Annotated in this window: 26 protein-coding genes and 1 pseudogene; 8 read left to right on the top strand and 19 right to left on the bottom strand. The window is 69.9% G+C overall.

All coding sequences use genetic code 11. The features are described from left to right. Positions 1–10 precede the first annotated feature (10 nt). The 9 genes from GDIA_RS12870 to GDIA_RS18105 form a co-directional block, all read right to left on the bottom strand. On the bottom strand, positions 11–454 hold the full coding sequence (locus GDIA_RS12870; RefSeq protein WP_012554414.1) for a hypothetical protein: 444 nt from the start codon (positions 452–454) through the stop codon (positions 11–13). After that, positions 451–1,407 carry a hypothetical protein gene (locus GDIA_RS12865; RefSeq protein WP_012554413.1) on the bottom strand — a complete coding sequence of 319 codons (957 nt, stop codon included), beginning with the start codon at positions 1,405–1,407 and terminating at the stop codon, positions 451–453. The genes GDIA_RS12870 and GDIA_RS12865 overlap by 4 nt, the downstream gene beginning before the upstream one ends. After that, positions 1,404–1,817 carry a co-chaperone GroES gene (locus GDIA_RS12860; RefSeq protein WP_012554412.1) on the bottom strand — a complete coding sequence of 138 codons (414 nt, stop codon included), beginning with the start codon at positions 1,815–1,817 and terminating at the stop codon, positions 1,404–1,406. The genes GDIA_RS12865 and GDIA_RS12860 overlap by 4 nt, the downstream gene beginning before the upstream one ends. Continuing rightward, entirely contained in the window at positions 1,817–1,999 is a 183-nt protein-coding gene (locus GDIA_RS19260; RefSeq protein WP_244410103.1) for a hypothetical protein, read from the bottom strand. Before GDIA_RS19260 ends, GDIA_RS12860 begins: the two co-directional genes overlap by 1 nt. Further along, positions 1,968–4,091 carry a hypothetical protein gene (locus GDIA_RS12855; protein WP_012554410.1) on the bottom strand — a complete coding sequence of 708 codons (2,124 nt, stop codon included), beginning with the start codon at positions 4,089–4,091 and terminating at the stop codon, positions 1,968–1,970. Before GDIA_RS12855 ends, GDIA_RS19260 begins: the two co-directional genes overlap by 32 nt. Beyond that, on the bottom strand, positions 4,088–4,333 hold the full coding sequence (locus tag GDIA_RS12850; protein ID WP_012554409.1) for a hypothetical protein: 246 nt from the start codon (positions 4,331–4,333) through the stop codon (positions 4,088–4,090). Before GDIA_RS12850 ends, GDIA_RS12855 begins: the two co-directional genes overlap by 4 nt. 1 nt (position 4,334) lies before the next feature. After that, positions 4,335–5,828, bottom strand: coding sequence for a terminase large subunit domain-containing protein (locus tag GDIA_RS12845; RefSeq protein WP_012228361.1), 1,494 nt, complete (start codon positions 5,826–5,828; stop codon positions 4,335–4,337). Between the two features lie 25 nt (positions 5,829–5,853). Beyond that, complete coding sequence (locus tag GDIA_RS12840) at positions 5,854–6,078, bottom strand: hypothetical protein (protein WP_012554408.1); 225 nt, start codon at positions 6,076–6,078, stop codon at positions 5,854–5,856. 80 nt (positions 6,079–6,158) lie between these two features. Further along, positions 6,159–6,713 carry a terminase small subunit gene (locus GDIA_RS18105; protein WP_012554407.1) on the bottom strand — a complete coding sequence of 185 codons (555 nt, stop codon included), beginning with the start codon at positions 6,711–6,713 and terminating at the stop codon, positions 6,159–6,161. 375 nt (positions 6,714–7,088) lie between these two features. On the opposite strand from GDIA_RS18105, the gene GDIA_RS12830 reads away from it, so the two are divergent. Then, positions 7,089–8,222 (top strand): hypothetical protein, encoded by a 1,134-nt coding sequence (locus GDIA_RS12830; protein WP_012554406.1) that lies wholly within the window; start codon positions 7,089–7,091, stop codon positions 8,220–8,222. A 163-nt stretch (positions 8,223–8,385) separates the two neighbouring features. Here GDIA_RS12830 and GDIA_RS12825 read toward each other — a convergent pair whose 3' ends face one another. The 4 genes from GDIA_RS12825 to GDIA_RS12810 all read right to left on the bottom strand — a co-directional run bounded on the left by GDIA_RS12825 (position 8,386) and on the right by GDIA_RS12810 (position 14,680). Continuing rightward, positions 8,386–11,310: a bifunctional diguanylate cyclase/phosphodiesterase gene (locus tag GDIA_RS12825; RefSeq protein WP_012554405.1), complete on the bottom strand. Its 2,925-nt coding sequence runs from the start codon at positions 11,308–11,310 to the stop codon at positions 8,386–8,388. Between the two features lie 292 nt (positions 11,311–11,602). Then, a complete protein-coding gene (locus GDIA_RS12820; protein WP_012554404.1) occupies positions 11,603–14,119 on the bottom strand; it encodes a topoisomerase in 2,517 nt (838 codons plus the stop codon). A 4-nt stretch (positions 14,120–14,123) separates the two neighbouring features. After that, positions 14,124–14,399: a hypothetical protein gene (locus GDIA_RS12815; protein ID WP_012228352.1), complete on the bottom strand. Its 276-nt coding sequence runs from the start codon at positions 14,397–14,399 to the stop codon at positions 14,124–14,126. Beyond that, the gene (locus GDIA_RS12810; protein ID WP_012554403.1) at positions 14,396–14,680 is read right to left on the bottom strand and encodes a hypothetical protein; all 285 of its coding nucleotides are present in this window, start codon (positions 14,678–14,680) and stop codon (positions 14,396–14,398) included. The genes GDIA_RS12815 and GDIA_RS12810 overlap by 4 nt, the downstream gene beginning before the upstream one ends. A gap of 86 nt (positions 14,681–14,766) precedes the next feature. On the opposite strand from GDIA_RS12810, the gene GDIA_RS12805 reads away from it, so the two are divergent. From GDIA_RS12805 to GDIA_RS12785, 6 genes and pseudogenes are all read left to right on the top strand, one after another. Then, the gene (locus GDIA_RS12805) at positions 14,767–15,600 is read left to right on the top strand and encodes a S24 family peptidase (RefSeq protein WP_244410101.1); all 834 of its coding nucleotides are present in this window, start codon (positions 14,767–14,769) and stop codon (positions 15,598–15,600) included. Between the two features lie 91 nt (positions 15,601–15,691). After that, positions 15,692–15,856 carry a hypothetical protein gene (locus GDIA_RS19460; protein WP_012228349.1) on the top strand — a complete coding sequence of 55 codons (165 nt, stop codon included), beginning with the start codon at positions 15,692–15,694 and terminating at the stop codon, positions 15,854–15,856. A 36-nt stretch (positions 15,857–15,892) separates the two neighbouring features. Then, on the top strand, positions 15,893–16,315 hold the full coding sequence (arfB, locus tag GDIA_RS12800; RefSeq protein WP_012554401.1) for an alternative ribosome rescue aminoacyl-tRNA hydrolase ArfB: 423 nt from the start codon (positions 15,893–15,895) through the stop codon (positions 16,313–16,315). Positions 16,316–16,432: 117 nt separating this feature from the next. Next, positions 16,433–17,792 (top strand): annotated as a pseudogene (locus tag GDIA_RS19940) (DUF1800 domain-containing protein). 1 nt (position 17,793) lies between these two features. After that, the gene (locus GDIA_RS12790) at positions 17,794–19,023 is read left to right on the top strand and encodes a DUF1501 domain-containing protein (protein WP_012554400.1); all 1,230 of its coding nucleotides are present in this window, start codon (positions 17,794–17,796) and stop codon (positions 19,021–19,023) included. 214 nt (positions 19,024–19,237) lie between these two features. Beyond that, on the top strand, positions 19,238–19,897 hold the full coding sequence (locus GDIA_RS12785; RefSeq protein ID WP_041249905.1) for an HAD family hydrolase: 660 nt from the start codon (positions 19,238–19,240) through the stop codon (positions 19,895–19,897). 27 nt (positions 19,898–19,924) lie between these two features. Here the strand turns inward: GDIA_RS12785 and GDIA_RS12780 are convergent, their stop codons facing one another. The 5 genes from GDIA_RS12780 to GDIA_RS12760 all read right to left on the bottom strand — a co-directional run bounded on the left by GDIA_RS12780 (position 19,925) and on the right by GDIA_RS12760 (position 22,842). After that, the gene (locus GDIA_RS12780) at positions 19,925–20,125 is read right to left on the bottom strand and encodes a hypothetical protein (protein ID WP_012228344.1); all 201 of its coding nucleotides are present in this window, start codon (positions 20,123–20,125) and stop codon (positions 19,925–19,927) included. A 25-nt stretch (positions 20,126–20,150) separates the two neighbouring features. After that, positions 20,151–20,708, bottom strand: a complete 558-nt coding sequence (locus tag GDIA_RS12775) for a cytochrome b (RefSeq protein WP_012228343.1) — start codon at positions 20,706–20,708, stop codon at positions 20,151–20,153. Positions 20,709–20,776: 68 nt separating this feature from the next. Next, positions 20,777–22,081 carry an arsenic transporter gene (locus tag GDIA_RS12770; RefSeq protein ID WP_012228342.1) on the bottom strand — a complete coding sequence of 435 codons (1,305 nt, stop codon included), beginning with the start codon at positions 22,079–22,081 and terminating at the stop codon, positions 20,777–20,779. Next, positions 22,081–22,446, bottom strand: a complete 366-nt coding sequence (gene arsC / locus GDIA_RS12765; RefSeq protein ID WP_012228341.1) for an arsenate reductase (glutaredoxin) — start codon at positions 22,444–22,446, stop codon at positions 22,081–22,083. The genes GDIA_RS12770 and arsC overlap by 1 nt, the downstream gene beginning before the upstream one ends. Positions 22,447–22,449: 3 nt before the next feature. Further along, positions 22,450–22,842 (bottom strand): ArsR/SmtB family transcription factor, encoded by a 393-nt coding sequence (locus tag GDIA_RS12760; RefSeq protein ID WP_049763033.1) that lies wholly within the window; start codon positions 22,840–22,842, stop codon positions 22,450–22,452. A 109-nt stretch (positions 22,843–22,951) separates the two neighbouring features. Here GDIA_RS12760 and GDIA_RS12755 point away from each other — a divergent pair, with 109 nt between their 5' ends. Then, positions 22,952–23,488: a cupin domain-containing protein gene (locus GDIA_RS12755; protein ID WP_012554397.1), complete on the top strand. Its 537-nt coding sequence runs from the start codon at positions 22,952–22,954 to the stop codon at positions 23,486–23,488. Between the two features lie 12 nt (positions 23,489–23,500). Here the strand turns inward: GDIA_RS12755 and GDIA_RS12750 are convergent, their stop codons facing one another. After that, entirely contained in the window at positions 23,501–23,671 is a 171-nt protein-coding gene (locus GDIA_RS12750; RefSeq protein WP_231854153.1) for a hypothetical protein, read from the bottom strand. Between the last annotated feature and the right edge of the window lie 14 nt (positions 23,672–23,685).

Raw genomic sequence — 23,685 nt, 5'->3', positions numbered from 1 at the left:
CCGTCTCGCCTCAGCGCCGTTCCTCGCGGATCGTGATGCCCACGCCGTTGGGAACATATTGCGCGTTGCGGTCCGCGCCGGTCGGGCCGCCGGGAACCCGGCCTTCCCTGATCTGGGCCATCAGCTCCCGATGGCCCGCTTCCTGCGCCGCCATGTCCTCCCGATACCATTCGGCCGGTATTTCCATCAAGTACGCAATCTGCGGCCCACCCCCGCGCGCGACACCCACAGTCCTGCTAACGGGTTTTCCGGATTCGTCCATCACCTGCGCGTATCCCGCGTCCTGCGCGCGGGCAACGCGGCCGGGTTCGTCGTTGAACCAGTGCCGGTGGTAGCCCTCGCGCTCGGGATAGGCCAGTTTCTGCTCGCGCAGCCCGAAGGGGCGGCGCGACGGCGCGCGGCGGCCGCGGGGCGCATCGGCCTGCGGCGCGCGATGGCGTGCATCGTCGCTCATGCTTCGTTCTCCCAGTAATATCCGGCCCATTCGTCCTTGGTCAGCGGCTTGCCCTTGCCCGACAGCGCGCGGGCATAGCGGTCGTATTCCCGCCGCACCTCGGCGGGCAGCGCCTCGAACCCGCGCGGGTTCGCCCCGCGCGCGCCCTCGCCGCGCGACGCGCTGACCTGGGCCGGGGCCTCGCGCCGCCGGTTCTCGAACAGCGCCGGATGCAACTGCCGCACCTTGCGCCGCGTGATCTCCAGCCGCTCCGCCAGCGGCAGGCCGGCATGCTGGCGGTCCACCGCCGACTGGATCGCAATCGCGTCCTGCCGGGCCTCCTCGTTGCTGGCAAACCACGGATTGGCCTGCACGAAGGCCACGATTTCCGGCGCCGGCGCCACGGGTCCGCCCGCCCCCGTGGCGGGTGCGGCGGGCGCGGCCGCCTCCCGCCGGGGCACCTCCCGCGCGCGCTCGGGCGGGGGCGCCTGGTCGCGCAGGTCCTGCAATTCGCGGTCGGCGGCGGCGAAGGCCGTGGTGTCGCCGCTGGCCACGGCGGCCTGCCGCCGGGCCTCGATCTCGCGCGTCGCGCGCTGATAGGCCCGCTCGTCCGCGCGCCGCGTGCGCTCCGTCAGGTCGGCCAGCGCCTGCTGGCTGTCGCGCAACTGCGCCTGCATGGCGGAATACCGCCCGTCCAGCGCGCGATATTGCTGCTGCAGCACCGGCAGCAGCGTCATCCCCCGGTCCAGGAATTCCCGCGCCGGCCGCCATTTTTCCGCATCGCCGCGAAATTCCCCGCGCGGCACCCAGCCCATCCGCCGCGCCTGCGCCTCGGTCTCGTCGCCCGCGCCCTCCGGGGCGGCGGACGGCTCGTCCCCGTCCTGCCCCGCCGCCTCCCGCCCCGCGCTCTTCGCATGGGGGGCGCCGGCCTCCGTCACATCCCCTTCCCGCATGTCCTCGTCCCGTTCCATCATGCCCCTTCTCCTTTCCCGTCCGCCGCCGTACCGATCGCCGCAATGCAGCGCTGCGACATCAGCCGGTACAGCAGCCCGTCCTCGCCCTTCAGCAACTGGCCGGCATAGCGCTCGAAATAAACGCGGTCCCCCGGCGCGGGCACCTGCCCCACCCATTGCCGCGTGCCGTCATCGTTCCAGCGGAACGCCGCCGGGCCGACCGCGATCACCGTGCCGTGCTCGGCGGCCAGCGTCTGCCGTTCGACATACTCCGCCGGCAGTTGCACCGCGCCGCTGGTCATGTCCGCATGCACGTCCGCCAGCACCAGGATCTTGTCGTCCAGCGGCACGTACCCCGCCCGGTTCACGCCGTCCCAGTCGGACATCACGTATTCCTGCTGGTCGAATTTCAGGATCCGCCCCTCGCGCATCACGCGCCTCCCCCACCATAGAATGCCGCCATCTCGGCCCATTGCAGCGCCGCGATCTCGCCCGCGACGGCGGCGCGGCCGCGCGCCTCGTGCTCCTGCGCCAGGGTGGCGGTCCCGGCCCGCCACTGCCCCAGCATCCGCTGCTCCACGCTATCGCGGTAATCCTCCAGGAACCGCAGCACCGCCCGGCTCACCGGATGGTGGCGCCACGCCCGGAACGAGTCCTCGCCCAAATCCCCCAGCACTTCCAGCCGCCGCGCCCGCGCCGCCTCCAGCGCCGCCTCCGTCTCGTGGTCCATGCTCTCCCTCCCCATCCAGTTCCGAAACCTGGCGTTCCAGCCACGCCAGTTCGTCATCTCCCTCCCCGTTTCCTCCCGCCCCGTTTCCTCCCGTCTCGCCCTCCACGCGGCGGGCCTGCGCCAGGTGTAGGATCGCATCGGCCAGCGTGGACACCTGCTGCACCTTCTGCTGGTCGGCGCGGATCTCCATCTCCCGCGCGTCGCGCCGGGCGCGGCGCTGCACCTCGGCGGCCTGGCCGATCGCCGCCAGGTCCGGGGCCGGCTGGGCGCGCAGCACCTGGTCGATGTCGCCGATCGCCGCGGCCTCGAACGCGCGACGGCGGATCTCATGCCCGTCGCACCACGGGTCGTCCTTGAACGACAGCAGGAAATTGGCCCGCGCCAGTTGCTGCATGTCGGTGACGACTTCCGGGTCCGACACCGGCTCCACCCCGCTGCCCTGCTCGTAATCGGCACGGGTGACGCGGAAATACTCCGCCCCGGCGCGAAACCCCGCCTCGTCGGGCAGATAGATCCGGTTCAGCCGGTACAGCTTGCGAAATTCCATGCCCAGGCTGCGATGGATGCGCTTGAAGATGGCGCTGAACACCTTCAGCCCCTGCTGAATCACCGCCAGCCCCAGCACGCCCGGCACGTTGCCCCCCGGCATGGCGCCGGACAGGATATCCTTGACCGAGGCGATCTCCCGCCCCGCATCGACCAGGAAGCCCAGAAGCTGGAACAGCACCGGATTCGGCCCGGAAAACTGCATCGGCACCAGGTTTTCGCGCAGCGTCGCGCCGGGCGTGTTCACCACCTTGTATTCGCCGATCTGGAAGCGCACCGACCCGCTGTTCAGCGACATGCCGGACCCGATGAACCCGCCCCCCGCATTGGCCAGGTGCGCCGCGTCGAACATCTGGTTCAGGCTGGTGTTCACCGCCGCGTTCAGCGGATGCAGCAGCGTGCCGAACCCGATATCGTAGATCGCGGAGTCCGGCGACGGGATGAAGGGAAACTTGGTGTAGTACGCCACCGCGTCGATCCGGCGAATGCGGTGGTCGGCGGCGCCGAAGATCACGCCCTCGGACTCGAACCCCGCGACGATGCGCGCCAGCCGGCCGGAATCCCGCGCGATGGTCACGATGTACGGCTCGGCATAGCCGTCGCCATCCAGGTCGTAGCGGCGATGCTGCTCCAGGAACGTGACCGGCGCATCCTCGTCGTCGCCCGCATCGTGGTTGCACCCGTACTCGTCGTCCAGAAACAGGCCGGCACGGATCTTCTCCTCGACCTCCCACGGATACAGGTCGATCTCCTCGGTGATGCGCGGCGCGGCGGCGAAGGATTTGGCGTTGTAGTCGATGCACAGCCGCAGCGGGTCCACCGTCTCGCTGACATTGCGCTGCAGGCCGGGGTCGAAATAGGTCTTGCGGAACATCGTGCCGACAATGGACAGTTTCAGCAGCAGCTTGTCGGTCTGCTCCTCCCAGTCCTCCATCTCGTTCAGCAACTGCCAGCTCATGTGCCGGCCGATCGCATTCGCCCGGGTCCGCTTGGCCCCCGGCGGCACCAGCCAGGCCGGCCCGCCGGCCGCCACCGCCAGAGGGGGCGCCGGCACCCCGGAATCATCGCCCACCACCGTGCCGCGCACCACGTCGCGATCGCGCACGATGCCCGGATAGGCCCGGGCCGCGAACTGCACGGCCGCGATGGTCAGCAGCGGATAGATGACGTTCGACGCCCCCGGCCACGGATAGGTCTTGGGCTCGCTCACCTGCTGCGCCACGTCCAGCCAGCGGCGGTACTGCTCCTTCCACTCGGCCCGGCTGGCATCGTCGGCGCGCCAGTCCCGCGCCACCCGGTCCGCCACCCGCCCGCGCACGGCATCGTCCAGTTCCTCCGCGATGTTCGGACTGTCGATCCAGCGGCGCAGCCGCTCCACCAGCGCCGCGTCGGGGCCGCTATCGGGGCCCTCTGCCTCGGCCGCGCTCATGGCGCCACCCCGCCGGGCGCGAATTCGCCGCACACATGCTCGGGCACCACCGGGGGAAAGGTGGCGAAGGGCTGCGGCGCCAGTTGCCCCACGCGCGGCGCGGCCTGCGGCACCAGCACCACCGTCACCTGCGGCGGATAGCGCCGGCAGACGACGTCATGCCCCTCGACGCCATGATGGCGGCAGAGGCGGCACGTCCGCCGCGTCGCGGCGACATGCGCGGGAATCACCAGTCCTGGCATTTCAATACCCCGTAATGTTCGATCGCGTCCGGTCGTCGTCCGAATGCATCTGGAACCCGTCCATTTCGCCGCCGGCGCCGTCGTCGATCCCCGCCCCGGCCCCACGCAGCTCGGCGCCGAACAGGCGCGTCGCCGCGTATTGCAGCGCATCCATCACATGCGACCACCGGTTCTTTTCCGGCCGGTCGGCATAGCGTTCGCCGCTGACCTGCATGCGCCGGTACTGGTATCCGCCCATCAGCGCCCGGCGCAGCGTGGCGCAGCGCGGATGCAGCACGAATCCCGGCTCCGCCCCGTCCAGCAGCGTGCGCAGCGGCCGGCGCACGCTCTCCAGCCGGATCGCCAGCGTCTGCATCCCCGGCTCGATGGCGATCCCCCTGGCGTGCAGGATCTCGAAACAGGTCCGCTCGTCGGTCTGCGCCCGCTGCATCCCCGCCGGATCGCCGACATCGACGAAGCGGGTCTTCGGAAAATGCTGCGCCGAATGCCGCGCCACCACGTCCGCGAAGCGTTCGATCCCCATGGCGCTGGACACCAGCTCGTCCACCACGATCCACTGGCCGGACGGCAGCATCTGGCTGAACACGCAGGCCGGGGTCAGCCCGAAATCCCACCCGCGATAGACCGGCAGCGCCGGCACCGTGCGGCAGTCGCGGCAATGGAACCCGTCGCTATATTCCCCGAAGACCGGCCGCCCCTCCATGACGAATCCGTAATCGCCGTCGATATAGACCTTGATCCACTCGTCGCTTTTCCCGACCGCCAGCCGCTGGTAATAGGCCGGCGGCAGGTTGTCCAAATTCTCGGCCGCCTCCGCCCGCCCGCCGGGCTGCCTGAAGATCCGCGCGAAGCGGTCCACCGTCATCCCGGGCACGATCGCCGCCATGGCGTCCACCGCCGCCGAGTGGTCCTTTTCCTCGAAGAACCGGTACCAGTCCGATTCCGCATCCGGCGGGTTGGTGTCCATCAGCACGCCCGACCAGGTGGCGCCCCCGTCCCGCCGGGCGGGATAGCGGCCCACGCGCCCCTGCACGGCCTCGACGATCGCCCACGGCACCTCACGCGCCTCGTTCACCCAGGCACCCGTCAGTTCCAGCGACAGCAGGTTGCCCACCTGGTCCGGCCGGTCCAGCGCACGGAACAGCAGTTCGATCTCCGCCGGCTTCTCGTCCCCCTCCGCCACCATCCGGTTGATGACATAGGAATGGTCCGTCGGCTTCCACCGGCCGAACCGCGCGGGCGGAAACCATTGGTGGACGGTGCGGATCGTCGTATCCTCCAATTGGCGGTACGAATTGCGGATCACCGCCCAGCGCGACCGCCGCACCCCGTCGGGGCCCGGCGCCTGCCGCAGCCCCCGCACCACGATGTCCCAGACGCAGCCCGAACTCTTCCCCGACCCGAACGGCCCCATCAGCCCCCGGATGAAGGCGTCGGATTCCATGAACCGCCGGATCGTCGGCACGGACTCGCGGTTGTAATGCAGCGCGGCCATGCCGCCCCCCCCGGGAAAGACCGGCCTAGCGATGCGGCCCGTGATCGGGCTTGGCCGACGCCGGCATGCGCCCGCCGCGCGGCCGCCCCGTGGCGGGCGCCGCACGCTCATCGTCCTTCAGGACCCGCGCGGGCGCAGTGCGGTCGGGATGCGCCGCGCCGCCATTCACCTCGGCCAGCGGCGCCACGCCGAATTCGTCGTCCTCGCCCGGCACGCGCCCGGTTTCCGCCATCACTTTGTGCTGTCGCATGCGTACACACTCCCCCCACGCCCGGACGGGCCCACGCCCGACCGGAACAGTTTCAGAAAACCCGTTTTGTGATCGGCCTGTTAGCGGACCAGAACCGTATACAGCGCCGGCGGATCGACCGGCTGTCCGTCGCGGCCCAGATGCTGGCGCACGTCCTTCAGCAGGCCTAGGTGCCGCGCCAGCAGATCCAGGCTGGGCGTGCGCGGCACCAGGCGCACGACGAAATGTCCCGCCTTGTCCCACGACCAGCCGGCAATGGCGCCGCGCACCGCATCCGGCAGGGTCGCGATGTCCTCCGGCCCCTCCAGCCGATGCCCCGCGATCGCGCCCACGTCATAGAACGCCATGCGCATCAGTTCGGAAATCACCTGATCCTGCGTGACTTTCGTCCGCTCGCGCCGCGCCGCCTTCCCCCGGTCCACCGCCGCCCTCACCTGCGGCATCGCCAGCATCCGCGCCGCGTGCTGCTGCGCGCCGACGGGCCCATAGCCGGTACGCAGCGCCGCCTGCTTCCCGTTCAGGTCGACCAGATATTCCGTAACGAACCGTTCCTGCCTCGGCGTCAGCTTCGGCATGGCCGCGGCATCGTCCCCCGCGTCGCCGGCATGCGCATCGTCCCCCGTATCCGGCACCATCCCCTCCCCCGAACCTCCGTGTCCTGGGGGACCATATCGCGCGGCCCGGCCACGCGGATATCCTTATTCCAGCCGCAAGGGCACGCGGGTGGGGATGGTGTGTTTTTTATTCCTGGCCGCACAAATCGGCAGGAACGAGACCCGGCACGATCAGGTCGTTCGCACGGCGTGCAAGTCAATCCCGCCATTCAATGCGATATCGAAAATATGCATGCCGTAACCGGATCGATCCATTCCGGTCATTCCGATTATTTTAATAAAAAATAAACATATCGGGACCAAGTCTTCGCCCCGGAACGCTGTCACGGCACGCTCCGCACCTGTCTTTTATTCACCCCGTTCAGCGGGTGGATGCGTCTGAATCAGAGTGGAAACATGGATACGAAAAACTGGAATATCGTCCTGACGAACATCATTCGCCGGACCAACCTGTATGCGTGGGGAAACTGGTCCCTGAATCCCGGTGTCCAGCCGGGGGCCGTCGGAACCATCGATCCGGACACCGGGATCTTCAGCCAGGTCACCACGCTGTCGGACCTCAAGATTACCGACCTGCCGGCCTCCGAGAACTGGGCGGTCAACGATTCGTCCGTACGGCGCCAGCAGACGGACGTCGATTTTGCGGGTGGCTACCAGGACCCGACAACCAGCATGAAAGTCAATACCGGGCTGAAGGTCAGTTGGGAATTCGCCAAGGAGGGCAGCATTTCCTCCAACGCCACGCTCGTCTCGCGCCGTTCGGTCGATGATTTCGGGATCGTCCTGCGCGATCGATTTGCCAAGCTACTGGATATCGCGAAATCGATCAATTACGCGACGCCCGACGGAAAGGGAATCCAGCAGGGCTTCGGTGTCGTGACGCACACCCACGAGGCGATCGGCGGCGCGAATATCGCCTCGTTGAACCAGTCCAGCACCTTTTCACTGACGGGATCGGTCGATGGCATCCGGGCCATGACCGGCGGTGGAACGGTCCAGGGCAACCTGAAAGGGTCCTACAAGGAGTTTCAGGAAACCAAGGCTTTCGAAAGCCATTTATGGCCGGCCCAGGACAACACCGCCGCGAAAACACTGATCCCGCTGTCTTTCCAGTTCGCCTCGTTCGACGGCCGGACCATCATGCCGACATGGATCAAGCCCATTCATTCCTTCTCGGTCAATTTCGACAACCAGCATGGCGGTACGTATATTGGTCGATGCAAGGTGAAATATAACAGCGCCTCGGAAGGACCCGGCGAAAAATCCACCACGGTTCCCGGGGGCCAGCAGCACACCATTTCCGGTATTCCGCTTGATGCCACGAATCTCGAGATCAAGGTCGATTTCGCAGCGGGTTCCGATTTCGTCTTCAAGGTGCCATCGCCGATCCTCGAATGGAAGACGGGCACGTGCACCGTTGACATGTCGGGTGTCTGGCCGTGGGGGTCCCATGCCAGGATTCGCCGGATCGAAACGGTCTCGATCGCCCAATACATGGACAGGCTGACAGCGGAAAGCTCTCCCGTGTAGTCCGCTGCCTCCGCCCCGGCGGGCTATGGACGAACAGGGATGGGACCGGATGGCCCCATCCCGCCACCCGGAAGGTCAGACATCCATGCCGATCATGCGCGCCGGCACGCTGTCCTGACGCTAGTCACGTGAAGATACCCGAAAAGCAAAAGACTGGAGAAATTCATGTGATTTTCTCAAATGACAAATCGCTCCAGCCGTCCTCGTCCAGCGGCCGGTACGGCTCGGCGTCGATTTCCATCGGCTTCGGCCGGCCCAGCAGATATCCCTGGGCCTCGATGCAGCCCTCGGCATGCAGGATGTCGAGCTGGACCTGCGTCTCCACGCCCTCGGCCAGGACCGGAATGGTCAGGCTGCGGCCCAGCGCCAGGATCGCGCGCAGGATCGCCTTCGATTCCGGCGACCGCTCGATCTCGGTCATGAAGCTGCGGTCCATCTTGATCTTGTCGAAGGGGAAGGTCCGCAGCGTTTCCAGCGACGAATAGCCCACGCCGAAATCGTCGATCGAAATCGACACCCCCAGCGCCTTGATCCGCTGCAGCGTGCGCAGCGACTGCTGCTTGTCCACGATGATCGCGGTCTCGGTAATCTCCAGTTCCAGCCGCGACGGGGCCAGGCCGGTTTCCTCCAGGATCGCGCGCACCATGTCGGCCAGCCCGTCCTCGCCCAGCTGCACGGCCGACAGGTTGACCGCGATCCGGTAGGGGCGGGACCAGCGGGCGGCCTCGCGGCAGGCCTGGCGCAGCACCCACTCGCCGATCGGCAGGATGGCGCCGCATTCCTCGGCCAGGGGAATGAAATCCATCGGCGCCACCCAGCCGCGTTCCGGGTGGTGCCAGCGCAGCAGCACCTCGAAGCCGGTGATCTCGCCGGTGGCCACGCGTTTCTGCACCTGGAAATGCAGATGGAACTGATGGTGGTCCACCGCCTCCCACAACGCCGCGACCAGGCTGCGGCGGTCGCGCGCCGCCTCGTCCATCTCCGCCTCGTAGAAGCACACATGCTCGCGCAACGCCCCCTTGGCGCGATACATCGCCAGGTCCGCGTCGCCCATCAGCGCCTCGACCGTTTCCGCGTCGCGGGGGTACAGCGATACGCCGATGCTGGCATTGGGCCGCAGTTCGAACCCGTCCACCCCGATGGGCTGCGACAGGCACTCCTCCAGCCGGCCGATGAAGGCGTTCAGTTCGGCCATGTCGTCGAACCGCTTGGCCGCGGCGAATTCGTCGCCGCCCAGCCGGGCGACCAGTTCGTCGTCCTCCAGGACGTCACGGATGCGCGCGGCCAGGGTCACCAGCACCTGGTCGCCCACCGCATGGCCGTGCTGGTCGTTGATCTCCTTGAACTTGTCCAGGTCGATGCCGATCACCGCCACCCGCTGCGTGCCGCTGGCCGCCAGCGTCAGGGCGCGGTCCAGCGCCTCGGTGAACCAGGCGCGGTTGGCCAGCCCGGTCAGCGAATCATGATGCGCCAGATAGGTGATGCGCGCTTCCGCCCTCAGCCGTTCGGTAATGTCCTCGTAGGTCGCCACCCATCCGCCGTCGGCCATGATTCTGTACTGCACCTGCACCGCCATGTCGGGCCGGGGATGCAGGACCGAGGTCCCGCCCCGCCGCCTGCGGACCAGGGCCATCTGGCGCTCGAACGTGCCGTCGACCCGCCGCCGCACGGCCTCGGCCGACAGGCCCCGGCGGGTATAGACCAGCGTCAGCAGCGCCCGGTAGGTCATGCCCGGCTTCGCCGCGCCCTCGGGCAGGCCGAAGATCTCGGCATAGCGCCCGTTGGCCAGGATCAGCCGCGCATCGGCACCGAACAGGCACAGCCCGTGCGACATGTTCTGCAGCGCGATGTCCAGATTGCGCGTCATCTGCGCGATCCGGTCGGCATCGGTCTTGCGCTTGGTGTCGTCGCGCACGCTCACGGCAAAGCCGACCTGGGCCCCGGCCTCGTCCCGGACCGGGTTGATCGTGACCGACGCCCAGAACGGGCTTCCGTCCTTGCGATAGCGCCATCCCTCGCGCGCCACCGTGCCCTCGCGCGCCTCGGCCAGCAGCCGCTGCGGCACGCCGTCGCGCCGCTCGGCCTCGGAATACAGGCGGCCGCCCACCCGCCCCAGCACCTCGCGCGCGGAATATCCCGTCAGCCGCTGCGCGCCGACGTTCCAGGTGGTGACCCGCCCCGCGTCGTCCAGCATGTACACCGCATAATCCCGCGCCTCGTCCACCAGCAGGCGAAAGCCCAGCTCGTTCCGCCAGGCCGCCAGTTCGGCGCGATAGGTAATGATCGAGGCCGCCAGCCCGATCGGCAGCAGCGCGCACGCCATCACGCCGATAATCACGACCATCAGCATCGGGGACAGCAGGTGACGCGCCAGGTCCGGCGGGCTCGACGCCGCCACCACGTCCGTATCGGCCATGGCGATGAAATGCAGGCTCATGATCGCCAGCGTCATCAGCCACGCGGGCACCAGGCAGCGGAACGGCGCGCTGCTGCCCCACCGGGCGGTCAGGAACGCCGCGATGGAAAATCCACCGCCGACCAGCAGCGCCAGGGCGGACATCGGCTCGTTCCATGTCAGCCCGTGCATGCGCGCCGCCTGCAGGCCCATCACATGCATGGCCGCCACGCCCAGGATGAACAGGATACCCGCGCCGACGCCCACCAGGATTTCCCGCATGCGAGTCCGCCGCGTCCGGGCCGCCCGATCCGCCCCGGCATCCGCATCGCCATCCGCGTCCCCGCCGGCCAACGCCCCGGCGGCGACGGGCGCCACGCAGCCGGCCAGCAGAACGGCGGCGCCGCTCGCCAGCATGGACACGCCCAGCGACAGCACCACGGGGCGCAGCCGATAGGCCGCCACCACGTCGGACCCAAACGCCAGCATGCCGAGGAAATGCGTCGCCCAGACGCCAAATCCCCCGGCAACGCCCGCCGCCGCCGCCCAGATCACCCGGCCACGTCCCGCCGTGCGCCGCAGCCGGCGCAGCAGCATCATCGCCACATAGCTGCTCGATACACACAGCATCACCGCCGCGGCGACACCGATCACACCATGCTTCAGAATGACCCAGGCCAGGATCCGTGACATAAAAAACAACATCCACACAATAATTCGGCCACGATCGGCGGCATGTCCGTCCGATAGCCGATCTTGCGCCCCACGGACACCCGCCATAACCGGGACGCCGCGTTCCAACCGGTGCAAAGGCGGCACGATCCGGGGCCTCTCCTTCTCCCCCTCATCCTCCTCCTTCCGGCCCGGTGGCTGGGGTGGGACCGGTGGGTCTCATCCCCCCGGTACGGGCCGACTGGCCGCGCCACTTCCCCCGTACCGGCCGCCGCCGCCCCACCGTCCCCACCTTTCCCCACCCCGGATCTCTTCAGGATACGACCCGTTCCACCGCCCACTTCTTCACCCCGCCATGGGCCATCCCGCATTCCGCGATGCGCAGGCCCTCGATCACCCGCCCCCGGCGGGCCAGGAACCAGCGGGCCAACCGGCGGGAATTGATCCGGCCGGCCGGGGTGCCGGCAATCCGCACCAGCGCGTCGCGCAGCTCCGGGTGGCGCAGCCCGGTGCGGTAGCCGGCGGCGTCCGTGCTTTCCAGCGCCGACAGCTCCTCGATCTCGCGCACCGTGCGGCCGCAATGCCGGCCGGTGCCGGCGGCCTGGGCCAGCAGGCCCAGGATCTCGCGCAGTTCGCCGCGCTCGGGGTCGTCCTCGCGCGCGGCCTGCATGCTCAGGCACGGATCGGCCCGGCCCAGCCAGACCAGGGCGGCCCGCACCGTGCGGCTCCATCCCTCGAACGACGCCAGCGGCGGCAGGTCCAGCGCCGCCCCGCTGCCCATCCAGGCCCGCAGGATCGTCAGGCAGGCCGCGACATACCCACCCCGGTCGGCCATGATGTCGGCGACCGGATCGCGGGCGAAGCGCCGCAGTTCCGGCTGTTCGATCCCCGCATCCAGGGTCGCGACCAGCGTGCGCCGCGTCATGTCGCCGCGCACGCGCAGCGCGTTGCCGGTGGCGAAGATCACCGCCCGGTTCTCGATCTCGACGCTGGACGACGTCCCCAGCTCGCGCAGCCGCACGATCGGGCGTTCCGTCGCCTGGCACAGCAGGTCGCCGCCCAGTTCCTCGTTCACATTGTCCAGCGACAGGATCGGATACCCCGCCAGCAGCAACCCGGTCAGGCGCTTTTCCATCTCCGCCACGTCCTCGCCCGCGCTGGTCACGGGGCAGACGCGCCCGGTCGCGATCACGCTGGCCAGGTCCACCAGGAAGCTCTTGCCCGACCCGGGCGCGTTGGCGCGGAAGGCGAACAGCGGGCTGACCGGCATCATCCCCCGCACCACGGCGGTCAGGATGCCGGCCAGCGCCACCGACCGGTCGGCCTCGGCCACGAACGGAAATTCCGCCAGCAGCGCCTCCAGCCGCGCCAGAGCCCGCATGGCGGCCTCGCGCGTGGGCTCGGGCAGGCACAGTTCCAGCGTCGGGTCGTCCACATGGTACAGCCGCGTCGCCGGGTCGTATCCCGGCGCCATCAGCACCGACCCGTCGGGGCGCAGCGTGGGGGTGGTGATCACCCCGGCAATGACGGGAAACGGCCATGTACCGGCCCGGCTCAAAATCACCTGCGCCGCCGCCGCCGGCGGGTCGATCGCCTTCCACGCCTGGCTGCGCCGGTCGAAACGGCGCCATTCCACCGCCTGGCACAGCAGGTCGGTCAGGGCATGCACCCCCACCTCGACCAGGCACGCCGCCTGGGTCAGCCGCCCGTCGGCCGCCGCGACCTCGCGCCGGCCGGGCCGGGCCAGGCTGGTGCCGCGCTGGTAGATGGGGGCGTTCGCGGCCATCAGCGCGCGCTCGCCCGCGCTGGCCACCAGGTCGATCTCGCCGCCCCGTACCGCGATGGGCTCCAGCGCCGCGACGCGGCGTTCCATCGGCCGCCCGGCCTCGCCGCCCGCGCGCTTGACGCTGGTGCCGCACAGCACCGGCCCCACCCGCTCGCGCAGCCAGTTCCGCGGCTCGACCACGCACAGGTCGGCGGCGTCCTCGCCCGGCTCCATGTCGCTGACGTCGATGACGCGCACGGTCGCGGCGATGGGCGCCAGAAGGGCGGCGATCTCCGCCGCCGCCTTCTCGCCCGGCGCGTCATGGTCGGGCCAGATGATGACGTGCCGCCCGGCCAGGGGGCCCCAGTCGGCCTTGTCCACATTGCCGGTGCCCGCCGTCCAGGTCACGCAGGCCATGCGCGGGAACAGGCACTGCGCGGCATCCGCCGCCTTCTCGCCCTCGCAGACCAGCACGGTCCGCGCCCGCACCACGCGCTCCAGCCCGTACAGCGACCGGGGCGCCCCCGCGTGGCGCGGATGCCAGCCGGCGCGGGCCTCCCCGCCCTCGCGCAGCATGCCCCAGGTCAGCGGCATGATCCGCTTGCGCTCCTGCGCGGTGGCATCGCGCCGCAGCACATAGCGCACCACCCGCCCCGACACGTCGCGATAGGCATAGACATGGTCCCACCCGCGCAGGTCGGGCATCGGCGCGCCAGCCGGCGGCACCCCGGGCACCCAGTCGGGCAAGGGGTCGGAAACCGGCTCGGCCGCCTCCATCCCGCCGGTCACCCCCAGCATCCGCCCCAGGTCCCGCGCCGCCCGCACCCGGTCGTCGCGCGCATGCAGCGCGGCATACAGGCTGATCGGGTCGCCGCCGCGCGGCCCGCCGGCGAAATCGGCCCACCGCCCGGTGCGCAGGTTGATCGACAGCGACCGCCCCGGCGCGTTGTCCAGCCCGCCGACCACCCATTCGTCGCCGCGCCGCCGCCCCGCCGGCAGCCAGCGCGCCACCAGCACCGGCCACTGCGCCAGCGCCGCGTCATTGATCGCGTCGAAGGGAATCATCGCCTCAACATTCCGCACGACATGTCGGACACAGCCGCAGGAACGGCGAGCGCACGCTGAACCCGGCGCCGCAATTCAGGCACGACCGGTCGATCAGCGGCGGCGGGGCCGGCTTCGGCGCATCCTGCGGCGGCCGGCGGCGACGATAGCTCAGCCGGTCGCGGACGGTCTGCACCCGCATCTCCAGCGCCTGCGCCACCTGCGTCACCCGCATCCCCTCCGCCAGCATGGCGTCCACCCGCGGGTCCAGCCGCTTCCAGTCATATTTCGATGGCCTCATGACCGCCCCCCGATCACCCTGTTGGGCGGACCGGCCCGTCCTTCCGTGGCCCGTCCTTCCGGGGCCCCGCTCTCCCCGGTCCGGGCGGCGCGGATATAGGCCGCCACCCGCGCCCGCGTGGCCCGCCGCACCTCCCGCCCCGCCCGCATTTCATGGACGAAGCGGGGGTCGTTCATCGCCCGCATGCCGAAGGACGTGGCCGACAGGCCGCTCTCCCCCAGGAACGCCTCGATGGCGCGCAGCAGGGGGTCACACCGATAGGAAACAAGATAGGTCCGCATGGATAGGACAATAATAGGAAGATTCCTGCCGATCAAGAGGCAAAAACCTATTGGGAATTCCCTATTCCGCTCGGCATAATAGGGTCATGTCCATTCTGACCCCCTCCCGCTACGCCCTGCTCAGGCTGATCGCCGGGGCCCAGAGCAACCTGAAGGCGGAATCCCTGGCCCTCGGCCGCAATCACGCCTACCTGCAGCAATATATCCACAAGGGTACGCCCCAGAAGCTGCCCGAGGACGTACGCGACGCCCTGGCCCGCCGCTTCGCGGTCAGCCCGAACGTCTTCCGCGACGACATGGACCCGAACTGGGAACCGCTGGACCCCGCCACCCTTCCCCCCGCGCCCGAGGACGCCGCCGAGGCCCCGCCCCGCCCGCGCTTCGCCGCCCCGCGCGCCCCGCTGGGCCCCGCGCCGCAGGTCCCCCCGCTGGGGGCGGGCCGCCCGCCCCCGCTGACGGCACGGCGCGACGGGCCGATGATGGAGGGCCAGTTCCGCATTCCCGAATACAACGTGGCGCCCCAGGCCGGCCCCGGCGCCCTGCCCTCGAACATGGCGGTCGAGGACGGGCCCCAGCCGGTCGATCACTGGTTCCTGCCCCGCCGCTTCCTGGGCGCCTTCACCGACAGTCCCGAGGCCCTGGTGGTGCTGCGCGTCGCGGGTGACAGCATGGAACCCGACTACCAGGCCGGCGAGCGCGTGCTGGTCGATACCGCGCACCGCACCCCTTCGCCCCCCGGGGTCTACGTGCTGTGGGACGGGTTCGGTCTGGTGCTGAAACGGCTGGAAATCGTCTACGGGTCCGAAGACCCGGTCAGCGTGCAGATCATGAGCATCAATCCCGGCTATCCGACCTATACCCGCGCGCTGGACGAGGTCCATATCAATGGGCGTGTGGTGGGCAAGTGGGTCTGGAAGTGACCGGCCCGGCCACACGCCGGCCACGATCGTACGCGACGTGACACCGTGCGGGCCCGCGTGGCCCGATAGGAAACCGATAAGGATGCCAACCATGACCACGACGATCCGATCCACCTGCGCGCTGCTGGCGATGCTGGCCCTCGCCGGCTGCTTCTACGACCGCCCGCCCTATCGGGGCTGGCACCGCGGCTATTACGGCGGCCATTACGGATGGTATGACGAGCGCGGCGGCTGGCGCGGCGACTATCACCGCTGAACCGTCGATCCATCCTGAGCACGACCGCACGGAACGATGCCGATCCTGATCCTGCCCACCCTCTCGCTTCCTGAATCGGAACTGGAGGTCAGCTATATCCTGGCCTCCGGTCCGGGCGGGCAGAACGTCAACAAGGTCGCGACGGCGGCGCAACTGCGGTTCGACGCCGCGCGCTCGCCCTCGCTGCCCGACCGCATCCGCGCGCGGCTGCTGGACCTGGCCGGCAGCCGCGCGACGCGCGAGGGCGTGATCGTCATCACCGCCCGCCGCTTCCGCACCCAGCAGCGCAACCGCGAGGACGCGATCGAGCGCCTGGCCGACCTGATCCGCCAAGCCGCCCACCGCCCCGCCTTCCGCGTCGCCACCCGCCCCGGCCGCGCCGCCCACCAGCGCCGCCTGGACGGCAAGGCCCACCGCGCCGGCATCAAACGGGGCCGCAGCGGCCGCTTCGACGACTGAATGGCTGCCAGGGTCGTGTCGGCACGTCGACACACCGCAATCGTCACGTGACGTCCGGCCGAAAAACCGCTCCCATACCCGCGACATCGACTATCCGCACATCGACGGGGAACGACGATGCAGACACGGGCAATGCAGGCCACGATCCGCTTCGGGCTGGGCCGGCGCGGACAGGCCCCCCTGCCGGCGGACCCCGAGGGCTGGCTGCGGGCGCAGGTCGCGGCAGCGGACGGCGCGCGCTTTCCCCCGGACCTGCCCGACAGCGCCGAGGGCCTGCGCCGCCTGCGCGACCAGCGGCGGATGAAACTGCAGGGCGACCCGCTGGTCGGCCCGCTGTTCCAAGCCGACGCCATGGCCCAGACGGCCCAGGCACTGGCCAGCGACCAGCCGTTCCGCGAGCGCCTGGTCTGGTTCTGGGCCAACCATTTCACCGTCAGCCTGCGCCAGGGCGGCACCCGCGCCACCATCGGCCCCTATGTGCGCGAGGCCATCCGCCCCCACGTCACCGGCCGGTTTTCCGACATGCTGCTGGCGGTGATGCGCCACCCGGCCATGCTCATGTATCTGGACAACGCCTCCTCGATCGGCCCCGACAGCCCGGCCGCCCAGGCCGCCCGCCGCCACGGCCAGGCGCGCGGCCTGAACGAGAACCTGGCCCGCGAATGCCTGGAACTGCACACCCTGTCGCCCGCCGCCGGCTACACCCAGCAGGACGTCACCGCCTTCGCCGCCATCCTGACCGGCTGGACGGTGGATTTGCGCGCCGACCCGCCCGGCTTCGCCTTCCGCGCCGCAGCCCACCAGCCGGGTGACAAGCAGGTGATGGGCCGGATCTTCCCCCCCGGGCGAGGAAGGCGGCATCCAGGCCCTGCGCTGGCTGGCGGACCACCCCGCAACGTACCGCCACCTGGCCGTGCGGCTGGCGACCCATTTCATCGCCGACACACCCCCGCCCGCCGCCATCCAGGCCATCGCCGCCGCCCTGCGCGACAGCGGCGGCGACCTGGGCGCTGCCGCAGTGGCGGTCGTCGCCCGGCCCGAAGCGTGGCATACCGAATCCTGGCGCACCGGGGCCGGGCACGCCGGCACCAAACTGCGCATGCCGTGGCAATACGCGCTGGCGGCGCTGCGCGCGCTCGACCCACCCCCCACCGACGACCCGCACCGCTCCCCCGCGCGGCTGCTGATGGGCGCGATGGCGCAACTGGGCCAGCCGCTCTGGAACGCCCCGCTGCCCAACGGCTGGTCCGACCGCGCGGCGGACTGGTCGGCCCCGTCCGACATGATCGCCCGCGCCGACTGGGCCTATGGCTTGGCGGGGCGGGACATCGCGGCGGGGGCCGACCCGCTGGATATCGCGCATGCCAGCCTGGGCCCGGTCCTGCGCCCGGCCACGCTGGCGGCGCTGTCGCACGCGGCCTCGCGCCGCGACGCCCTGACGCTGCTGTTCACCGCCCCAGAATTCCAGAGGCTCTGACATGCTGATTCCGCGCCGGACCGCCCTGCTGGGCCTCGCGAGCAGCTGGATGCTGGAATCGTCGTCCCTGGCGCTGGCCCGCCCCGTAATTCCGGCCCGCCGCGACGGGCGGCTGGTCGTCGTCATCCTGCGCGGGGCGCTGGACGGCATGGCGGCCGTCGTCCCGTACGGCGACGCCGCCCTGGCGGCCTGGCGCGCGCGCCTGCTGCCGCCCGAGCCCGGACGGCCGGGCGGCCTGCTGGACCTGGGCGGCTTCTACGGCCTGCATCCGGCCCTGGCGACGCTGCACGCGCTCTATGCCCAGGGCGCGCTGCTGCCGATCCACGCCGTGGCCGGCCATTACCGCAGCCGGTCGCATTTCGAAGCCCAGGACTACATGGAAAGCGGCGCCGACACCCGGCTGACCAGCGGATGGCTGAACCGGGCGGTGGGCGCGATGGCCCCCGCCCCGCACGGCCCCGACGGCGCCGGCCTGTCGGTCGGCCTGTCCGCCCCGCTGCTGCTGCGCGGGCCGGCCCCGATCGGCAGCTACAACCCGCACGGGGGCGCCGGCCCCGACCCCGACCTGCTGGCCCGGATCGCGGCGCTGAACGCCCCCGACCCGCTGCTGGGGCCGGCCCTGCGCGCCGGCCTGCGGGCGGACGCCTATTCGGCCCATGAACTGAAAACTCGTGGAATGGAGATGAATACCGGCCCATCTCCCGCCCCGGCGGCCCCCCGCCGCCCGGATGCGTTCGTTACCCTGTGCCGCACCGCCGGCACCCTGCTGGCCGCCCCGGACGGCCCCCGCGTCGCGGCGCTGGAGGTCGGGGGATGGGACACCCATGCCGCGCAGGTCGGGCGGCTGGCCGGCCCGCTGGCGCGGCTGGACGCCGGGCTGGGCGCGCTGCGCGACGGGCTGGGCACGGCCTGGCCCCGCAGCGTCGTGCTGGTGATGACGGAATTCGGCCGCACGGTGCGCGTCAACGGCACCGGCGGCACCGACCATGGTACCGCCACGGTGGCCCTGCTGGCCGGCGGCGCCGTCGCGGGCGGGCGCGTCGCCGGCACCTGGCCCGGCCTGGCCGCCGGGCAATTGTTCGAAAACCGCGACCTCGCCCCCACCACCGACCTGCGCGCGGTGGCCAAGGGCGTGCTGCGCGACCATCTGGGCCTGCCCTCCTCGACCCTGCCCCGCATCTTCCCCGACAGCGCCGATGTCCCGCCCCTGCCGGGACTGGTCCGGACCTGATCATCTGAAATTAGGGCGATGTTCCCTTCATAGCGACAAATTAGCCACAATTCAAGACTTGAAATGACCACCCCCACAAAATATCTTTTGATCAATAAAATATATTATGAATTCGCCTCCAAATGCCTTTGATTATAGGAGAGTAGCATTGACTCCCAAGACCCTTACAGCCCCGCATTCTACCCGCGCCCCCTGCTCGGACGGAAAGATCAGCCTGGTTATATTTGACTGTGACGGCGTACTTATTGATGGCGAGCGCCAGTCGACCAGTCTTATGGCGCAGGAGGCCCGGCGCTACGGCTGGAACCTGTCCGACAGCCAGGCCCACCGCATTTTCACCGGCGGCGAACTGACCAAGATCGGCGAACTGATCGGCCAGAAGACCGGCCGCGAGATCCCCGCCGACTGGGATATGATGATGCAGAACCGCATCGTCGACATGATGAAAACCGAAGCCGAAACCGTGGACGGCGCCGAAGCCATGCTGGAATCCGTCATCCAGCTCGGCCTGCCCATCCGCGTGGGCTCCAACTCGTCGGGCGCCGAAATGGACGCCAAGTTCCAGAACACCGGCCTGGACGAAGTGCTGGAAAAGGAACGTATCCATTCCGGCCGTGACCTGGACATGCCCAAGCCGCGCCCGGACATCTACCTGCACGCCGCGCAGGCCGAAGGCGTGGCGCCCGAGGAATGCATCGTGCTGGAAGATTCCGATGCCGGCGTCGAAGCCGCGCGCCGGGCGGGAATGGCCTGCGTCCTGCTGCGGCCGCTCGACAAGCCGGCGCCGGAATGGCCGGGCCTGTTCCGCATCGCCCACCTGTCGGAATTTCCCCCGTTGCTGGAAACCCTGATGGACCAGCGGCAGGCGGCCTGATCCCCACCCGATGGCGGGGACGGTTACCTAGTACCCGCCGCCGTCATACCCATAGCTGCCCTTGGTATTGACGCCGACATCGCCATAGCCGTCGCCACGGAACTGCCGCGTGCCTCTATCGCCGTAATCGGGTCCGCACGCCGCCAGAAGCAGCAGCCCGGCCAGCGGCAGCACCCGCAGCGCGCGGACCGCAACCGCGCGCGTCCGGTCGGTTCCGTTTTCGTCCATATCCCCGTCTATCCTTTTCCGATCTTCAGCACATGCGGCGCATGACGTCGTCTCGCAAGACCCGCGCGTGATACACGGCCGCCGCCGCGTGGCCGGCCGCCAAGATGATGATCCCCCAGGCCAGCCAGTCGTGCAGCGTGCCGAACAGACGGTGCGACGCCTGCGAAAACGCGCCGAAGGGGGACGCGATCGGCACGCCGAACGCCACCACCGGCCTGCCGGTGGACCAGCGGGCCAGATAGCCCAGCGCGATTTCCGCCCCCACGGCCACGTACAGCACGCCATGCACCGCGTGCGCCGCCCGGTCGGCCGTCCCCCGCGCGGCAAAGCGGATCGCCCGCCCGCCCGTGACCCGCCACGCGATCCGGGTCACGAACAGCGCCGCCAGCAACACCCCCAGCGACAGATGGAACGAAACCAGCGTGCCATGCAGCGACCGGGGCACCCGGTGCATCAGCTCGCCCAGCACGAACTGCGCCAGGATCAGCACCGCGCATCCCCAGTGCAGCCACCGTGTCTCGACACTGTAGCGCACGGGCGCGGCGTTCAGTCCCCCCGGATCGATCGCACCCATGCCGTCCATGCCCGCCCCCTTCGCAAACCCATCCCATGCCGATACGGCGCGGAGGGGGCGGGACGCAAGGCCCGCATTCACAGCACGGGCAGCCACACCGCCAGCGCCAGCAGCGCGGCCAGCAGGACCGGCGGGGTGATCGCCAGGCCGACGCGCATATACTGCCCCCAGCCGATGCGCAGCCCCTTTCCGGCCAGCACATGCAGCCATAACAGGGTCGCCAGGCTGCCGATCGGGGTGAATTTCGGCCCCAGGTCGCAGCCGACGATATTGGCGTAGACCATCAGTTCGCGCGTCTGCGGCGCGATGTCCTGCGCCTGCTGGATCGCCAGCGCACCGACCAGCACGCTGGGCATGTTGTTCAGTCCCGACGACAGCAGCGCGGCCAGGACCCCGGTCCCGAGGGTGGCGACGATCGTGCCCCGGTGCCCCAGCCACACCAGCGCGTCCGCCACATGGGCCGTCAGGCCGGCATTCCGCAGCCCATAGACCACCAGATACATGCCCAGGCTGAACAGCACGATCTGCCACGGCGCCCCCCACAGCACCGCGCGCACCGGAATGACCCGACCGCCCGCCGCCAGGGCCAGCAGCACCAGCGCCGCCAGCCCAGCCACCACGCAGACCGGGATATGAAACGGCGCGGTGACGAAGTAGGCGACCAGCAGCGCCGCCAGCAGCGGAAACGCGGCCCGGAACACCATCGGATCGCGAATGGCGCCCGCCGGTTCCGGCAGGGTCGCGACGGCATAGTGTCGCGGTATGTCCCGGCGAAAATACAGCCACAGCACGCCGAACGTCGCGGCCAGCGACACCATGTCCACCGGCACCATGACGGCGGCATAGCGGTCGAACGGCACGGCGAAGAAGCCGGCGCTGACGATGTTGACCAGATTGGAAATCACCAGCGGCAGGCTGGTCGTGTCCGCGACGAAGCCGGTCGCGATCACGAAGGCCAGCGATGCCGCGTGCGACAGCCGCAGCGACGCCAGGATGGCGATGACGATGGGCGTCAGCAGCAGCGCCGCCCCGTCATTGGCGAAGATCGCGGCCGTCGCCGCCCCCAGCCCCACGACCAGCGGGAACAGCACCCGCCCCCGCCCGCCGCCCCAGCGCGCGATATGAAGCGCCGCCCACTGGAAGAACCCGGCCCGGTCCAGCAGCAGCGAGATGACGATCAGCGCGATGAAGGTGAAGGTCGCATTCCAGACGATATGCCAGACCACCGGAATGTCCCGCGCGTGGATGACGCCCGCCGCCCACGCCACCCCCGCCCCGCCCAGCGCGCTCCACCCGATGCCCAGCCCCCTCGGCTGCCCGGGAAGCCGGGGCTGCCAGATGACGAGGATCAGCGTGACCAGAAAGATCGCAAGCGCCAGCATCACGCGCCCTGGCGCGGCGGCAGGATGTCCAGGACGCGCTCGGCCGGGCGGCACAGCCTGACCCCCAGCGGCGTCACGACGATCGGCCGGTTGATCAGGATCGGATGCGCCATTATGGCGTCGAGCAGCCGGTCGTCGCTCAGCCCCGCGTCATCCAGCCCCAGTTCGTCATGGGGCGTTCCCCGGCGGCGCAGCACGTCGCGCACCGGCACCCCCATGCGCGCGATCAGCCCGGCCAGTTCGTCACGCGATGGCGGCGTCTTCAGATATTCGATGATGGTGGGCGCGATGCCCGCATCGCGGATCAGGCCCAGCACGGTCCGCGACGTGCCGCAGGCCGGGTTATGGTAGATGGTTACGCACATGGATCAGGTCTCCGAAGCCGGACGGCAGGCGGCCAGGTCGGCCAGCAGCGGCGCACACACATCCGGCGCCCCGCCGCAGCAATCCCTGACCAGGAAGAGGACCAGGCCCCGCAGCACCGAAAGGTCGGCCCGGTAGATGATGGACCGGCTGCGCCGTGTCGCGCGGACCAGGCCGGATCGCGCCAGGATCGCCAGATGCGTCGACAGCGTGTTCTGCGGCACCCCCAGCCGATGGGCGATTCCGCCGGCCGGCAGCCCCTCGGGCTCGTGGCGCACCAGCAGCCGGAACGCGGCCAGGCGGCTGGGCTGCGCCAGGGCCGCCAGAACGTCCAGCGCGCCCGCGAGTTCCCGATCCGACGGGTCCACCGGGTCCTGGCAGGGTGATCCAATTTCCATATATCGACGTAAGACGATATATGGAAATCGGTCAAGGCGCATGACCGAATTGTGATACGGAGCCCGGGCCGTATCGGGCATCATGCCGCCGCGAAGGAGAAAGCACGGCATGACAGCACGATACAGCATTTCCGCGCGACTGGCCCGGGCGGCCGTTCCCCTGGTTGCCGCCTGCCTGGCGGCGGCCCCGATGGTCGCGCCGCGAACGGCGGCGGCCCAGACGGCGGCCCAGACGGCGGCCCAGACGGCGGCTCGGGCGGCGCCGGCTCCGACGGTGGCCACCGGCCATCGGGACATCCTGCTGCAGGCCGACCGGGCCTGGAACGGCACGCCCTATGACCACTATCCCGCCGGCACGCCGCAACTGACGATCATCCGCCTGACCATCCCGCCGCACACCGCCCTGCCGTGGCACACCCACCCGGTGCCGAACGCCGGATACGTGCTGGAAGGGCAATTGACCATCACCGACCGCGAAACCGGCAAGTCCCGGACCTTCCATACCGGCGAATGCTTCGCCGAAACGGTCAACGACGTCCATCACGGCGTGTCCGGCGATACGCGGACCGTGCTGCTGATCACCTATGCCGGCGTGCCCGGCACGCCGACCTCGGTCCCGGTCAAGGGCGAGAAGCCGGAATATTAAGAGCGTCCCTGTTCAATACGCCCCGCCCAGCCCGATCGCCGGCCTGTTGGCGACACCGGGCGCGGGCGGGTCGAACTGATGGAACGCGTCGCGACCTCGCGCCGCCGGCGGAGGCGAGGGGTGCGACGCACAGCCGGCCAGCACTGCGATCAGGACAAGGCAGACAAGGCAGGATCGTCGCATCGCCGCGTACTCCG

This window comes from Gluconacetobacter diazotrophicus PA1 5 (assembly GCF_000021325.1).
In the GTDB taxonomy this organism is placed as follows: Bacteria; Pseudomonadota; Alphaproteobacteria; order Acetobacterales; family Acetobacteraceae; genus Gluconacetobacter; species Gluconacetobacter diazotrophicus.
This window is presented reverse-complemented; position numbering and strand designations above follow the sequence as displayed.